Annotated in this window: 15 protein-coding genes and 1 tRNA gene; 12 read left to right on the top strand and 4 right to left on the bottom strand. The window is 50.1% G+C overall.

The genetic code is table 11. The features are described from left to right. Positions 1 to 449: 449 nt before the first annotated feature. Complete coding sequence (locus SPK40_RS15540; RefSeq protein ID WP_330961077.1) at positions 450 to 1,757, top strand: tetratricopeptide repeat protein; 1,308 nt, start codon at positions 450 to 452, stop codon at positions 1,755 to 1,757. A gap of 145 nt (positions 1,758 to 1,902) precedes the next feature. On the opposite strand, the gene SPK40_RS15535 is transcribed toward SPK40_RS15540, so the two are convergent. Together SPK40_RS15535 and SPK40_RS15530 are read right to left on the bottom strand one after the other, a co-directional pair. Beyond that, positions 1,903 to 1,993, bottom strand: a tRNA-Ser gene (locus SPK40_RS15535). Between the two features lie 124 nt (positions 1,994 to 2,117). Next, positions 2,118 to 2,573, bottom strand: coding sequence for an NUDIX domain-containing protein (locus tag SPK40_RS15530; protein ID WP_330961076.1), 456 nt, complete (start codon positions 2,571 to 2,573; stop codon positions 2,118 to 2,120). Positions 2,574 to 2,669: 96 nt separating this feature from the next. Here SPK40_RS15530 and SPK40_RS15525 point away from each other — a divergent pair, with 96 nt between their 5' ends. The 5 genes from SPK40_RS15525 to SPK40_RS15505 all read left to right on the top strand — a co-directional run bounded on the left by SPK40_RS15525 (position 2,670) and on the right by SPK40_RS15505 (position 6,334). Further along, positions 2,670 to 3,797, top strand: a complete 1,128-nt coding sequence (locus SPK40_RS15525) for a M14 family metallopeptidase (protein ID WP_330961075.1) — start codon at positions 2,670 to 2,672, stop codon at positions 3,795 to 3,797. Positions 3,798 to 4,068: 271 nt separating this feature from the next. After that, entirely contained in the window at positions 4,069 to 4,272 is a 204-nt protein-coding gene (locus tag SPK40_RS15520; protein ID WP_248142745.1) for a hypothetical protein, read from the top strand. A gap of 190 nt (positions 4,273 to 4,462) precedes the next feature. After that, complete coding sequence (gene trxC, locus SPK40_RS15515; RefSeq protein ID WP_248142746.1) at positions 4,463 to 4,897, top strand: thioredoxin TrxC; 435 nt, start codon at positions 4,463 to 4,465, stop codon at positions 4,895 to 4,897. 134 nt (positions 4,898 to 5,031) lie between these two features. Further along, positions 5,032 to 5,886, top strand: coding sequence for a hypothetical protein (locus SPK40_RS15510; RefSeq protein ID WP_330961074.1), 855 nt, complete (start codon positions 5,032 to 5,034; stop codon positions 5,884 to 5,886). Positions 5,887 to 6,040: 154 nt separating this feature from the next. Then, on the top strand, positions 6,041 to 6,334 hold the full coding sequence (locus SPK40_RS15505; RefSeq protein WP_330961073.1) for a putative quinol monooxygenase: 294 nt from the start codon (positions 6,041 to 6,043) through the stop codon (positions 6,332 to 6,334). Between the two features lie 68 nt (positions 6,335 to 6,402). Here the strand turns inward: SPK40_RS15505 and SPK40_RS15500 are convergent, their stop codons facing one another. After that, positions 6,403 to 8,397, bottom strand: coding sequence for a methyl-accepting chemotaxis protein (locus SPK40_RS15500; RefSeq protein WP_330961072.1), 1,995 nt, complete (start codon positions 8,395 to 8,397; stop codon positions 6,403 to 6,405). Between the two features lie 223 nt (positions 8,398 to 8,620). Further along, on the bottom strand, positions 8,621 to 9,010 hold the full coding sequence (locus SPK40_RS15495) for a winged helix-turn-helix transcriptional regulator (protein WP_330961071.1): 390 nt from the start codon (positions 9,008 to 9,010) through the stop codon (positions 8,621 to 8,623). Positions 9,011 to 9,128: 118 nt separating this feature from the next. On the opposite strand from SPK40_RS15495, the gene SPK40_RS15490 reads away from it, so the two are divergent. The 6 genes from SPK40_RS15490 (at position 9,129) to SPK40_RS15465 (ending at position 15,412) form a co-directional block, all read left to right on the top strand. Beyond that, positions 9,129 to 9,713 (top strand): NAD(P)H-dependent oxidoreductase, encoded by a 585-nt coding sequence (locus SPK40_RS15490; RefSeq protein ID WP_248142751.1) that lies wholly within the window; start codon positions 9,129 to 9,131, stop codon positions 9,711 to 9,713. A 298-nt stretch (positions 9,714 to 10,011) separates the two neighbouring features. Beyond that, positions 10,012 to 10,629, top strand: a complete 618-nt coding sequence (locus SPK40_RS15485) for a LysE family translocator (RefSeq protein WP_248142752.1) — start codon at positions 10,012 to 10,014, stop codon at positions 10,627 to 10,629. Between the two features lie 867 nt (positions 10,630 to 11,496). Continuing rightward, positions 11,497 to 12,141 carry a MalM family protein gene (locus tag SPK40_RS15480; protein ID WP_330961070.1) on the top strand — a complete coding sequence of 215 codons (645 nt, stop codon included), beginning with the start codon at positions 11,497 to 11,499 and terminating at the stop codon, positions 12,139 to 12,141. A gap of 199 nt (positions 12,142 to 12,340) precedes the next feature. Then, the gene (locus tag SPK40_RS15475; RefSeq protein ID WP_248142755.1) at positions 12,341 to 12,763 is read left to right on the top strand and encodes a MarR family winged helix-turn-helix transcriptional regulator; all 423 of its coding nucleotides are present in this window, start codon (positions 12,341 to 12,343) and stop codon (positions 12,761 to 12,763) included. Between the two features lie 34 nt (positions 12,764 to 12,797). Then, entirely contained in the window at positions 12,798 to 13,862 is a 1,065-nt protein-coding gene (locus tag SPK40_RS15470; RefSeq protein WP_248142756.1) for an HlyD family secretion protein, read from the top strand. Further along, positions 13,859 to 15,412 (top strand): DHA2 family efflux MFS transporter permease subunit, encoded by a 1,554-nt coding sequence (locus SPK40_RS15465; protein ID WP_248142757.1) that lies wholly within the window; start codon positions 13,859 to 13,861, stop codon positions 15,410 to 15,412. Before SPK40_RS15470 ends, SPK40_RS15465 begins: the two co-directional genes overlap by 4 nt. Positions 15,413 to 15,469: the final 57 nt, after the last annotated feature.

Here is a 15,469-nt window from a genome sequence, read left to right as displayed (position 1 = left end):
TCAATTGTGAGAATATAAGACAACAGTAAGCAATTCATTGAATGGAAATAAAATTTAAAAATTAGGTGTGATTTTTTGTTGAATCGACAGTTTTCATTTGAAACAGAGAACACAAAAATGTTCACTCAAAATATCAATACTTTAGCATTCGCTGTTATACACATCCCGCCTCTGACATTTTCATTCGCGATCATTGAATCAACAGCAGATCCGGTCAAGGTAAGCGCTCGACTCTCAACAGCTTATGCCCAAACCAGATAAGCGAACAGTGATTCAGAGAAGAGCGGATCAGAGTCCGCACGTCAGTGTTCACTGATTTCAGACGGCATCTTCCCCGGCATCAACGGAAGAATCGATTTGCAATTGGCTACACTTAGGTGGGATTCGCACTACAAGCAGCAGTCCACCCAGGGGGGTCAGTTATGTTATCCGATCAGCAAGGTAACAACTTGTCAGGCGCGTCGGTAGAAGCGGTACAGCTCTATGACAGGGCTGTGACGACTTTCAACCTTTATCGCGGTGATCCTTTTCATTTATTAGACCGTGCCATTGAGCAAGCGCCATGTTTTGAAATGGCTTATATACTCAAAGCGTATCTGTGCGCGATGGCGACAGAGCCCAGCTCGATAAGTGCCGCTCAGGGAATGCTTGAAAAAGCACAGGCACTACCCGTCAATGAAAGAGAAAAATCCCATATCAATGCATTGAATCATTTGCTTAAAGGCAACTGGAGCAAGGCAGCTACCCTGTTAGATCACCATAATATCACCTACCCACGCGACCTGATTGGCTTGCAGATTGGCCATTTGATCGATTTCTATCGGGCAAATTCCAGAAACCTGCGTGACAGAATCGCGCGTGTATTACGTCAGTGGTCTCCTGAGATACCGGGTTACGCCATCCTGCTTGGCATGCACGCCTTTGGGTTAGAGGAATGTGGTCATTATGCGCAAGCAGAAGAATCCGGACGTCAGGCGATTGAGATGGAACCCCTTGATTGCTGGGCACACCATGCCGTGGCCCATGTCATGGAGATGCAGGGACGTGTCCAGGACGGCATCGGTTGGATGACGACCAGAGAGTCCTGCTGGTCTGGTGAAGATAACTTTTTCAAAGTCCATAATTGGTGGCACCTCGCACTTTATTATCTGGATCTGGGTCAGTTCGACACAGCGCTTGCACTCTATGACGGACCAGTTCGTGAGGATCGCAGCAGTGTTGCCCTGGACATGGTGGACGCCTCAGCACTGCTGTGGCGACTGGAATTATTGGGTTGCAAGGTGGGTAACCGCTGGCAGGAGCTGGCGAATCAGTGGGATCAACATGCGGATGGAAAACTGTACCCATTCAATGACTGGCATGCCGTGATGGCCTATTTGGGGGCTGGACGAGATGCAGACGTAGAACGGCTCCTGACCCTCTTCCAGTCACAGAGTCGCTCGTCGAAGGAGGTCGCAATATGGGCTCATCAAATTGGATTGCCTCTGATGAAAGGATTTAAGGCGTTTTGGAATGGGGACTATCAAGCCGCTGCAGAGCAGCTCTACAGTACGCGTTACATCTCGAATCGCTTCGGTGGCAGTCATGCTCAGCGCGATATCATCGATCTGACGTTGACAGAGGCAGCTCTGCGAGGCGGTTTGAGAAATCTTGCGCAAGCTCTCGCGAACGAACGCTTGGCATTAAAGCCTCACAGCGCCATGAATCTGAATTTTCTTTCCAGAGCTGCAATGGAGCAGAACTTAATGTCAGACTAACGTATTCACTTCAAGAACATGACTACTGCTCTTCAGGCAGTCATTCACGATACGGTACAAGCATCACCCATGGCGTTGATATCATGGCTCTGACGAAGATTCAGACGAAAAAAAACCGCTGATAGTTCAGCGGTTTCTTTGAATGTGGCGGAGAGATAGGGATTTGAACCCTAGATACGCTATTAACGTATGCCGGTTTTCAAGACCGGTGCTTTCAACCACTCAGCCATCTCTCCGTAAGTGCGGCGAATAATACGTGGTGATGGCCCGGCTGTAAAGTAAAAAAAGTTCAAGTGCTCAATAAGCCATCAAAACCTGTTTTCACTGCTGTGAATCAAACCTTTTTGCTAGGAAAACAGGCTACTTATCCAGATCGGAAGCTACAAAACCCTGATAGTGGCTCATGCCTTCCCGTATCAGGTCACGCAAGGCAACCGGATAAAGCTGGTGTTCATCCAATGCGCGAATCTCCGCCCAGAAAAACTCCAGATGCGCTTCTTTGGAATCAATCTGCATGGCCTCACAAACCCCAGCCAGTTCAGCCTGAAAAACAAGTGCAATTTCTGCCTGCTGCTGACCACTTTCCAGCCAGTCATTTTCAGCCATGCCAATCAAAGAGCCAACTCTGGCTTTCATCCCGGTCTCTTCTTCAATTTCTCTGGCCAGCGCTTTCGCAGCAGCTTCCCCCAGTTCAACATGCCCGCCGGGCAGAAAACTCATCCTGTCTCCAACCCGTCTGACCAAAAGTATCTTATCCTGCACCTGAATCAGTGCACGGGAAGAATAATGTAATGTCACCTTCTCACGACCTGTCATCTTGCTCTCTGTGTGCACAGCTTAACGGCTTGGCGAGAGACTGACTACAGACTTGCTATAGTTGTGCTATCCGTTTGCCCGATAAGGTTCAGTGTGATGAAAATTTTCAGTAACTTCGAAAGCGGCAATATCCGTATCGTAAAGGCCGAACAACCGGATGACATCCGGCTTCAGATCAACAAAGATAACCAGTCGGAGTTTTACCAGTGGTTTTACTTCCGTCTGGAAACGCAGGCACAAATCGAACACAATTTTGCATTACTGGATTTAGCAAAATCGGCCTATCCGGAAGGCTGGAAAGACTACGATGTCGTTGCGTCATATGATCGGGAAGAATGGTTTCGTGTGCCAGCCCAATTTGATGGCGATACCCTGCGCTTTCAAGTGATGCCTGAACAGTGCTCCATGTATTTCGCGTACTTTGCGCCATATTCCTGTGATCGGCACCAGGATCTGCTCCATCAGGCCCAGATGAACTACAACTGCACTCTGGAAACTCTGGGCAGCACTCTGGACTGCAACGACATCAGCCTGCTGACCATCGGCGAACCTGCGGATTCAAAAAAGAAAATCTGGATCATTGGACGCCAGCATCCGGGAGAGACAATGGCGTCATGGTTCATGGAAGGTCTGCTGCAACGCCTGCTGGACGAAACTGATACGGTCGGGCGCGCCCTGCTTGATGAGGCCGTCTTTTACATCGTGCCGAACATGAACCCGGACGGCAGCATTCGCGGCCATCTGAGGACCAATGCCGCTGGGATCAACCTGAATCGGGAATGGCAGTCGCCAAGTCTGGAGAAAAGCCCGGAAGTCTTCCTGGTACGCGAACGGATGCTACAGACAGGGGTTGATCTGTTTCTGGACATTCACGGGGATGAAGCCATTCCGTATAACTTCGTGGCAGGCTGTGAAGGAATTCCGTCTTACGATGAACGACATGCCCGGCTGGAAAACAACTTCAAACAAGCGCTGCTGACCATTACACCGGAATTTCAGGACGACTATGGTTATGACAAGGATGCTCCGGGACAGGCAAATCTGAGCATGGCAACCGCCTGGGTTGGGGAACAGTTTCACTGTCTGGCATTTACGGTGGAAATGCCGTTTAAGGATCACAACCTTCAACCGGACGCCTTCTATGGCTGGTCGCCGGAACGCAGCTTGGCTTTCGGTCAGGACGTTCTGGCCGCTATTCGGTCGGTCATGGCGCAATTGCGCTGATATTGCAGGGTTCAGAGCACCGAGGAGCCAGTTTCATCACTGGCTTCTTTTGATTCAGACCGACGATTTATTCAGCACGATAATCACAGGCCCGAATTGCGGAAGATACTCCGAAATGATCATCTGTCAAAGCAGTATTTTATCCTGCAGGCGACTTCATCTCGCAAATACGCTTTTGCTCACAAAGCACGATTTATCTGCTTTGAAGCGAGGAGAAAGCTCTGATAAAGATATGCGTGATCTCGACGCATAGTGCTTTTAGGAGGTAATTGTGTCTATCAACTCACTTGATTTTTCTGACATGGCTGATGCCACTACCAAGTGGGATCAGCAAGACGAAACGGCGACCCCGGCAAAAGCTACAGGGAACAAACAACAACAAGCTGCTGCCCGCCGACGTATTGAAATGCTCCGTGACATCCGCGAATGCGGGCTAACCATCGAAGAAGCAAAAGAGCTGGGTCTGCTCCACTAAGCCCGGTATATACAAAGGTTATTTATCCTGAGCTTTACTCATCAAGGCTAATGTACTGAAAAGGCATTAGCCTGTGTTCGCCTTCTTTATCCATTGATTTCCCCGATTGCACAAATTGTTGCATACCTCTTTTCTGAACCGCCTAAAATCAGTACATTGAGTTTATCCCAGCAAACAATGGAAACTTACAATGTCAACAATTACGACCCGATGCCCGCATTGCCAAGGACTGAACCGTCTTCCGGTTGAACGCATTCATGACAAAGCAACCTGCGGAAACTGTAAAGAATCCCTGCTCGACGGCAAACCCGTTGATGCAACCTCAGAAAATTTCCAGGCTTTACTGCAAAGTGAGCAGCCTGTAGTCGTTGATTTTTGGGCCCCCTGGTGTAACCCATGTGTCGGATTCACACCAATCTTTGAAGACGTAGCCGCAGAACGCAAAGATCAGGTTCGTTTCGTCAGAATTGATACGGAAGCGCAGCAAGAGCTGGCCGTTCAGTACCGTATCCGCAGTATTCCGACCATCATGGTGTTCAGACAGGGTCAACTGGTCGATACCCTGAATGGCGCATTACCGAAATCTCGCTTTGACCAGTGGCTGAATCAGGCACTGACAAAATAATCCGCCTATGTGGCACGGGCTCAGACCCTGACCGTGCCACTTCTTACCCTCTGTAATTCTTCAAAAATTCCTGACCTTTCCTATACTAGAAAACAGCATAATAAGAATATGTTTCGTGTATTAGGGGTTACGGCATGCAAAGGCATCTTTCTCTTGTGCTCCGCACATTCTCTTGCGCACTTATCCTTTCAGGCTGCAGCAGCCTGCCTGCATCACTGGGCTTTGGCAGCCAGTACAGTATGTATCGCACCACACAGGACTTTATCTCAGAGAGTGAAAGCCGTGAAAATGGTGCAGTGGTCGACAAAGGCATGTATTACCCGAAAAGTGCCTACTCATATACCTATCGCTATTGCAGCAGTACACCGGCACAAGCCCACGAAGACATTGCCCAGTATCAAAACATGGTCAAACAGGTCTGCAACGCCAATCACGGCCGGATGATTCATCTGGACTCCGGCTCCTGGTGTGTCGCCGATGCCAACACGAAAGATGAACGCCCCTACTTTTACGCCAGCATCAGCAGTACGGAACAATGGGCTGATCTCTGTCTGGATGGCCCTTTCATTACTCTGAAAGTGATTGAAAATAACGGCGCCCCTGACAATGAATGGTATCTGTCTGCTATCGCACTGGGTTATCTGCCCTTTTCAACCGATCGTCAGCTGATTGATCTCCCTCCTGAAACAGTCCTCCTGACCAATACCCGCAAAGCACCCGGCACCAATGGGACCTGGACTGAAGAGAGTGAACATATTTATACCAGTATCGGTGAACGGGTATGTCTGTACGAAAAACCAGACAGAAACAGTCTGGGCTATACCTACCGGGGGACCGTACAAAAGGCAGACAAAGGAAAAGTCAGAGTGCTGATTAAAGAAAAATTCAAAGGCGATATCCGTACAGCGCCTTACCTGGAGCCACTGGATTGGCACGAGGAAGCGTACATCACAGCAAGCGCCAGCGCATGGTTTGTGTGCTCGTCTTAGATTCCGCCTGAAACACAACTTGCCACCATCAGCCCCTGTGAACCATGAGGGCTTCAATCCGTTGCGAGAGCATAAGCATCAGGTTGAAACTCTCAGTTTTATCATGATATTTTCAGCGCTTGCCCCCATTCTCATCACCCAAAACAGAGCGCCTATGTCGACAGAAAATACATTTGTCTTTGCAAAAATCACCCCTCATGAAACGTTCTTTGAATCAGCCAAACGAGCACTCCTCGGTATGCTGGATGCGACACGTCAGGAACCCGGCTGTATCCGGTTTGATATCCATACGTCTGAATGCGGAAAATATATTTATCTCTACGAGGAATGGATCAGTAAAAACGCGCTGGAAAACCATCATCAGGAAGCACATACACAAGCTGTCGCTCAAAAATTTACACAATGGCTGGCAGCGCCGACCGAAGTCTCACTGATGAAAAAACTCTGAGCAGCGGCCACCCTCAAACACACAAAACCCGGCATTTGCCGGGCTTTGTCCATCTGCAGCACAATCTTTTAAACCGTGAATTTCTTCATGGCCTGATTCAGGTCCTCAACCTGAGATTTGATGGACTGCGATGTCTGATTTGCAACACTGCAGTTGCCGGACACGTCATCGGCAGAAGATGACAGCTGGTGGACTAACTCAGCCACCGACTGAGACACATTGGACTGCTGCTCAGTGGCGACCGCGATATCGCTCACCTTCTGCGACACCTCTTCCATATACCGGACCGTATCTTTCAGCATCTCGTTGGCGGTTGCCGTGTGTTCCGTTCCGACTTTGACCAGAGACTGACTCTGCTCAATCACTTTCACAACATGCTGAGTTGAAGACTGAATCGCATCCACGATTGCATTGATTTCAGTGGTCGACTCCGTTGTCCGCTGTGCCAGCAAACGCACTTCGTCTGCCACCACCGCAAAGCCGCGCCCCTGTTCACCGGCACGTGCAGCTTCAATGGCAGCATTCAGAGCCAGCAGGTTTGTCTGCTCCGCAACGCTCTGGATCACGTCCGTGACATGCTCAATCCGGTCACTGTCAGCGCTGAGCTGCAGCACCATATCACTAGCCTGCGCCACCAGCGTATTCAGTTCAGAAACTGTCTGGTGATTTCGCATCAATGCCGCTTCTCCGCTGGCCAGCAACGAAGCAGAATGTGCCAGATCATCCGACGCTGACTGAGTATTCTGAGCGGTTTCATGGGCCGTCGCCGTCATCTCTTCAATGGCAGTTGCGACCGAGCTGATCCGCGATGCCTGATCAGTCACTTCGCCCGCTGTATCCGTATTTGTCACCAGCAGCTTATCCATGCTGGCATTCACAGCCTGCGCTTTCTCCGAGACCCCGGTCACCAGCCCTGACAGCGATACAGACATCCGGTTCACAGAACCTATCAGGGTTGCGATTTCATCCGAACCCTTATTCTCCATGGCCCGGGAAGAAAAATCACCGTGGGAAATTTGTTCTGCACGCTCAACCACCCGGCCCAGCCGCGACCCAATATCCCGGCCAAGCCAGGTCCCGATCACCAGAGAACACAAGCTGGCAATCACACTGATCGCGATCAGCAACATTACGACTTTCTGGACACTGCTGCCGATGGCTTCTCCACTTTGTGCGGCAACAGCCTGCTGCTCACGCACGACAGCTTCAATTGTCTGTGCAAGCTGTTCTACCGCCAGCAGGGTTTCAGTTTCCATCAGATAATTGGCTTTATTCCAGTCCTGCGCCTGCCGCTGCATCACCACATCTGTCGCCATCGGCAAATATAAGTCCTGCATTTCTTTAAACAGCGACCACAGCCCTTGCTGACTCTCTGTCAGGCTTTCTTTTTTGCGTTCAATTTCAGAAACTGCGCGATTGTGCGAACGCATATATTCTTCGAACTTGTCCAGATTGTCCTGATTTGCATTGATGAGGAATGCCCGCAACTCACCCAAGCCATTCGACAGAGAAGTATAAGCATCGGTAAACAGCTTCATCAGACGCTTGCGTGCTTCACCTTCAGGGATGCTTTCTTCTTCGTTGATCATCCCCTGAAGTTGATCCAGCGCCACTTCAGCCAAAGGGGCAGCCTCAAATTGCAACTGATGGTGCGCAGGTAAGTTTTCAGGCTGATGACTGAGCTCAGCAACGGCAAGTTCGCTGGTTTTGAGCGCATCCCAGTCAGCTTTCACCTGAGCAAACTGCGCCTGTGACACATGGCTCTGCAATCGAATCAGTTCTTCATCGACTTTGGCAAAAGCGTCATCAAGCTGCTGCCGGTATTTAGCCTGCCTTGTTTCATCCGCTGCCAGCATATACGCCCGCAAACTGGATAACGAAAATTCGGCATTTTGCTGTAATGAGCGGCTGGCATCGACCGTCGGTAAATCCACACTCAGCAGCGAGCTGGCATGGTTTTCAACTTTGGTGATCTGAAGGTAAAGCAGGATGGCTGCCGCAAGAAACAAGGCAGTCAAAAATAAGAAGCTGACCCGAAGCTTCCTTGCTATGGAAAGTTTCATCAGTGATAAGTCCGTTTACATCTCGGTCAGACCAATATAATAACAGTGATATAAATTGTGAACACTTTGTCATCAAAGTATGAATTTTTTCACCATCCCCTGCGGTAAATGTCTAAAAATCACACGAACCATTCAATCTATTGAATATCTATGCCGCCATAAGTATTTATCAAAGTCTTTCGCCAGGCCTCATAAGACCTACCCTGCTGCTCAGCAAGTCCCGTCAGGCACTCACCGCAACCGCCTTTACCTTCTCTCCGACATTGTATTTCTCAGACCAAAGCCGGATCTGCTCAAGAATAACCAGAGCCGAACGACCAAACTCGGTCAGCTCGTAACTGACAGCAATTGGCCGGTCACTGATCACTTTGCGGACCACCATGTCTTCACTTTCGAGTTCTTTTAACCGCTGATCGATCATTTTCTTACTCGCCCCGCCCAGCATCCGGGCCAGATCATTAAACCGGACAGGGCCATCTTTCAGATGATAAAGAATTGTGCCTTTCCACTTCCCCCCGATCAGCCGCATCCCTTTCTCGACAGAACAGGGCTCCTTACATTCGTTGAGCACAATTTTTCTGCCTTTAGTATCTGTTTTTACTGAACTTCCCATAGAAAACGCCTCCGAAACAACAAGGTTACTAAAAGTATACTGGTTGATTAAAGTTTTATGGTTACCATAATAAACCACAAATCACACTGATTACAGAGAACAAGCCAGGAGACGTGACATGAGCAATATTTTGATTATCAATGCCCATCAGGCCTATCCATTTTCAGAAGGAAGACTGAACCGGACGCTGATGGACCGTGCTGCCACTTTACTCACCGCAAAAGGCCACCAGACCCGCGTCGTGACCATGGAAAATGATTACGATGTACAACAGGAAGTTGAGAACCACAAATGGGCTGACATCATCATTCTGCAAACACCAGTCTTCTGGATGGGCGTTCCGTGGATCTTTAAAAAGTACATGGATGAAGTCTATACCGCCGGAATGGACGGCTCACTCTGTACCGGCGACGGCCGTTCCTCGGCGGATCCGAAGAAAAATTACGGCACTGGCGGCACGGTTCAGGGGAAAAAATACATGTTGTCACTGACCTTCAATGCACCTGCAGAAGCATTCGGCAACCCGGATGAATATCTGTTTCAGGGCAAAAGTGTCGATGACCTGTTTTTCCCGATTCATATGAGTTTTCGTTTCTTTGGTATGACGCCACTGGAAACCTTTGTCTGTTACGACGTCCTGAAGAATCCGGACATTGAAAACGACCTGACACGTTTTGACGCTCACCTGGAACGTTGTTTCTGAAAGATCTGAATATTTCCATCACACAGCGGACCGGGGCACGATGTCCCGGTATATCTGGAATCAATCCTGTCAGCGCCAGTGAGCCTCTTTTACAAAGACTTGCCAGTCAGCCTTCTCATAGCATGAGCGAATGAATCGTTTACAAATTGATTGATAAAGCCGGATAACCTCAATATGCTCGCTTCATCACCAGCTCACGAAAAAGAATCACCCACTTCAACATCATCTTCTTTGTTGGAGACCGCTGTTTCTTCCCGAACGGGGCTCTGAACCCTGCATCTTGAGGCCACTTGACGATATGTTAGATTTCACCTTACTCAGCGCATTTATACCGACTTTTTTCTTTGTCTCCATTACGCCCGGCATGTGTATGACATTAGCAATGACACTGGGCATGAGTATTGGTGTCAAACGGACACTCTGGATGATGCTGGGCGAACTGGTGGGCGTGGCACTGGTCGCCATTGCCGCCGTTATGGGTGTCGCCACAGTGATGCTGAATTATCCGCAGCTTTTCCATCTGCTGAAGTGGATTGGCGGCGCTTATCTGATCTGGCTGGGTGTCAGCATGTGGCGGAATCGCGGAAAAATGTCAATGAATCTGGATGCTCCAACCGAAACCCAGCGCGGACAACTCATCTCTCAGGGATTTATCACTGCAATTGCAAATCCTAAAGGCTGGGCATTTATGATTTCTCTGCTGCCACCTTTTATCAATATTGAACTCCCTGTTGCACCTCAGATGGCTGGTCTGCTGAGTATCATCCTGCTGACCGAGTTCATCGCGCTGATGGTCTATGCGAATGGCGGTCGGAGTTTACGGCTGTTCCTGAGCCGGGGAGACAATCTTCGCTTCATGAACCGAATTGCCGGCACACTCATGATGGGTGTGGGGCTTTGGCTCGCTTTGGGATAATAAAAAACTACCGCCAGGATAAAATGCCAGAAGAAAGCCCGGATTATTTATGCAATCACTAAGTCAATATTTTGACCACTCATTGTAAGCATCTGAATAAAAATGCTAATTTTCGACGATTTTGGTGACATTTTTTTGCCATTACCCTGACTTTTGCGAGGGATATCACTTTAATTTAGTAAACAAATTGCATTACAATTCGTATATCGTCAAAAAAACACGACAATAAGGACTAAATCATGTGTTGCGATAAGCCGAATTTAATGAGGGTAAAGCGTGGGATCTGGCAACGGATTACCTGCAAAGCGGTCTACTTATGCAAAAGCTGCCATAAGAAAACCAAAGTCTGAAACGGTTCTGAATTTCTATTTTTCCTTTCTTTCCAACCTGTCTATGTGTAGCCCAAGGGAGTATCAACTCCCGTTGGTCGCTCAACTTTCAGACAACCACTGACAATAAAAGCAATATTCCGCACCCATCCGTCAAGATGATGTCACGATAAAGTCAGCTTTATGTCACCCCTTTTTTGATAGTGACCGAAGTCACAAATCCACGACAGGTCTGGCTGTAATCTGCTGATTATCAAAATAAAGAAAAATGAGAGCCAATCATGTGCTGCGACAATCCTCAAATTTACCGGATAAAACGAACGCTTTGGAGAAAGCTCACCTGCCGTGCCCTCTACAAATGCAGGAACTGTCAACAAACGTTCAGGATTTAACCTCAGGCTCCGGCGACAGCTTGCAAAAGCCTCAGGAATGCCATCTGAAATGATGGCGTTCCCCGTTAAGCTTCAACGCTCAAATTATGCTCAGCCTCAGGCCAACTGCTATGTTTAAACATAAATCCAGATCAGCCTGAGGCGGTATGCGAATCCTTTCTTACCTCTTTCTGGTAATGACTTTGTCAGCTTGTTCGCTGACAGACAGCTTTTCTCCGGACACCGTAAACGGCGTCACTAACATCAGCGTTTCCCAGGCACGCCAGGACAGAGACCAACTAGCCACAGCAAAACGTTATTTCACGGAAGTCCGAAATCTGCCGTCCCTGCCCTGTTGCGATGAGCTGCCCGTTCTTTTCCGGCTGACTCATGAAGATGTCATTATTGAGCTTTCTTCCGGCCGCAGCTTTACCAAGCTTATCAGATTGAGTCCGGCCATCAGCCGACAGGACCTTCTTCTGACCAGCCTGGTCAGCCAGACGGTCTTTCCACCTCAGGTACAGCTTTATTCTGAAGATTTTCTGCTGATTGACAGTCTGACCGCATACCGCTATCAGCCTTTCAGCGTAGAGGAACCTGACAGGCTGGAACTGGAAATTCCGTTATCGCGCTACAGCACGCCCGTCCGCTATCTGCTGGTTTATACCAGTTCAAAAGCCATGAGGGACTACACCCCGTTGCTGGACGCGGAGGCTCAGTACGAGAGCCGGATCGGCATGGATGTTACCCCCCACCCCTGGTTTCTGGCGCCGCATGCTCCGACCGGCAGTCTGATTCTTCGTCACCGCTGATCACGACATCTTAACCACACGAATCAAGGTCATACCTGTGATTGGCATGCAGAATCACTGCGTGCATTTTCAGCCCTGTTATAACCGGGACAGACTTCCCCAGAGCCATCCCCTGACGGATCAATTTTCTGCTCACGGATTGAAACATTTAGTAATATTTACACATAATACGCAATACTTACTATTTGAGGCTGAGCGGATGAACCCGAATACCCTTGGTTTTGTCATGACCGATCTGACCCGTCTGATGAGGAAACTCTTTAAAAAGCGTTTTAAAGATCAAGCATTAACAATGGTTCAGGCCCGGGCACTTTACTATATCGCCCGGTTTCAGGGCATTCGGCAGGTTGAGCTGGCAGACATGTTGGAGATCAAACCCATCTCACTGGTCCGGCTGATTGATCTGCTGGTCGATGCCTCGCTGGTGGAGCGCCGTCAGGATCCCAAAGATCGTCGGGCCTACCAGCTGTATCCGTCACCGACGGCACAACCAATTCTTGATGAAATCCTCCGCGTGATTCAGAGCATTCAGAAGGATGCGCTGGCCGGGCTATCCGAGAGTGAGATAACCACCGTAGCGACCGCCCTGCAGAAAATGCGCGATAACATGACCTCGCTGTAACCAGCCCGCTATTGACCGAAAGTTGGAGACTTCCATGAGCAACATTTCCCAAACAGAGCAACTCAGCCCGCCACCCAAACGTTCCAAAAAACGCTTTCTGCTGCTTGTTGTCGTACCTGCCATTGCCCTGCTCGGCGGCAGTGTCCTCTATCTGAAAGGTGGCCGGTATGTCGAGACCGATAATGCGTATGTCAAAGCCGACAAAGTGCCGGTGAGCGCTGAAGTGTCCGGTCCGGTGCTGCAGGTCCTGGTCAGAGAAAACCAGTCGGTTACTGCCGGTCAGCCGCTTTTTCGCATTGATCCGGCTTCATTTGAAGTGTCGGTCGCAAAAGCTAAGGCGGATCTGGCACAGGTCCGAACGGATCTGGCTGCTCTGAAAGCCAGCTACAAAGAAAAGCAGGCAGAAATTGCTCTGGCCCGAACCAAGCTGGCTTTTGCTGAAAAAGAACTGAAGCGGCAGAAAAATCTGGCGGTGAAAAACTATGTTTCGACGTCCAACTTCGATCTGGCACAACAGTCAGTTGACCTCGCGAATCAGGAAATCAATACCCTGTCACTGGATCTGAAGCGCATTGCAGAGACCATGGGCGGCAGTCTCGAGACGCCGATCGAGTCTCATCCGAAATACATGGCAGCCCTCGCCCAGTTAAACCGTGCCACACTGGATCTGGCGCGTACAACGGTCAAAGCTTCAGTTGACGGAATTGTCGGCCAGCCGCCGAAACCGGGGCAATACCTGAACCCTGGCGTTACCGTCATGTCGCTGGTTGCCAGTACTTCTCCCTGGATTGAAGCCAACTTTACAGAAACCGATCTGACACATGTCAGACCCGGTCAGCAAGTCACCATCCATGTAGATACCTACCCGGACACCCGCTGGACCGGTACCGTCGACAGCCTCAGCCCAGCCACTGGCGCAGAGTTCTCGGTGATCCCGGCACAGAATGCGACGGGGAACTGGGTCAAGATCGCCCAGCGCGTTCCGGTGCGTATTTCCATCACGCCGGATGCAGACACCCCTGCACTGCGTGCCGGTCTGAGCACAGTGGTTGAAATTGATACCGAGTACCACCGTAAATTCCTCGGACTGTCTCTATGAGTCAGCACATCCAGACAGCATCTGCTGAGCCTGCCAACCGGGGGTTCATCACGCTTGCAGTGATGCTGGCAACCATTATGCAGGCGCTGGATACCACAATTGCCAACGTTGCCCTGCCGCACATGCAGGGGGCAATGGGGGCAACGCAGGATCAGATCTCCTGGGTCCTGACCTCCTACATTGTGGCTGCCGCCATCTGTATGCCATTAACCGGTTTTCTGAGCGCCCAGCTGGGTCAGAAGCGTATTTTTCTGTGGTCGGTCGTCGGTTTTACCATCAGCTCAATGCTCTGCGGTGCCGCACAGTCGCTGGAGCAACTGGTGCTGTTCCGTCTGCTCCAGGGCGTGTTCGGGGCCAGCCTGGTCCCATTGTCGCAAGCTGTGTTGCTGGATACGTATCCGACCGAACAGCATGGTTCAGCAATGGCCATGTGGGGCGTTGGCGTCATGGTGGGGCCGATCCTCGGTCCGTCGCTGGGAGGCTGGCTGACCGAATACTACAACTGGCGCTGGGTGTTTTACATCAATCTGCCCTTTGGTCTGCTGGCCTGGTTCGGGATTGCCGCTTACGTGAAAGAAACGGCTATCGACAAATCCCGGAAATTTGACCTGTTCGGCTTCGCCATTCTCAGTCTGGCGATTGGTGCCTTACAGATGATGCTCGACCGCGGTGAATCACAGGGCTGGTTCGACAGTCCGGAAGTGATCATCGAAGCCATTCTGACCGGAAGCTGTTTCTACCTGTTCATCGCGCATATGTTCACCCATAAAGCGCCCTTTATCGAACCGGGATTATTCAGCGACAGTAACTTCCGGATTGGACTGCTGTTTATCTTTATCATCGGCATCATTCTTCTTGCGACCATGGCCCTGCTGCCGCCCTTCATGCAGAGTTTACTGGGTTATCCGGTCCTGGATGTCGGCTATCTGCTGGCCCCGCGCGGTGTCGGCACCATGATTGCGATGATCACGGTCGGCAAGCTTGCCGGCAGGGTTGATCCCAGGTACAAAATTTTCCTTGGCCTGATGCTGACCACCCTGTCGCTGTGGGAAACCACGCTGTTTGATCTCAATATCAGTGGCTGGGACATTGTCCGCACAGGTGTGATTCAGGGGCTGGGGCTGGGCTTTATTTTCGTGCCTCTCTCGACCATTACTTTTGCAACATTGGCGCCCAAATACCGTAGTGAGGGGACCGCCCTCTTCAGCCTGATGCGAAATATCGGCAGTAGTATTGGCATCTCGGTGGTGATCACTTACCTGTCCCAGCAGACACAAGCCAATCATGCCGCCTTCGCCGATTACATCACACCATTCAACTTTGCCCTGAATCAGGCCGTTGATGCCGGGATATACAATCTGTCGACACCACAGGGACTGATGTCCATCAATGGTGAAGTGACGAAGCAGGCAGCGTTACTGGCTTACTTGCAGGATTTCCGGCTGATGATGTGGGTCACTCTGGCTGCCGTGCCGCTGGTGTTTCTGCTCCGCACCCCGAAAAAACAACCGCAGACCGAGAAAGCGGGAACGGAAACCGTAATGGAATAAAGGCCCACCCAACAGCAAACACGCCCCGCAAGTCATTCATCTTGTGAGGCGTGTTTT

This window comes from Photobacterium sp. 53610 (genome assembly GCF_036409375.1).
In the GTDB taxonomy this organism is placed as follows: Bacteria; Pseudomonadota; Gammaproteobacteria; order Enterobacterales; family Vibrionaceae; genus Photobacterium.
Note: the sequence above shows the minus strand (reverse complement) of the source record. Positions and strands in the feature narration are given on the sequence as shown.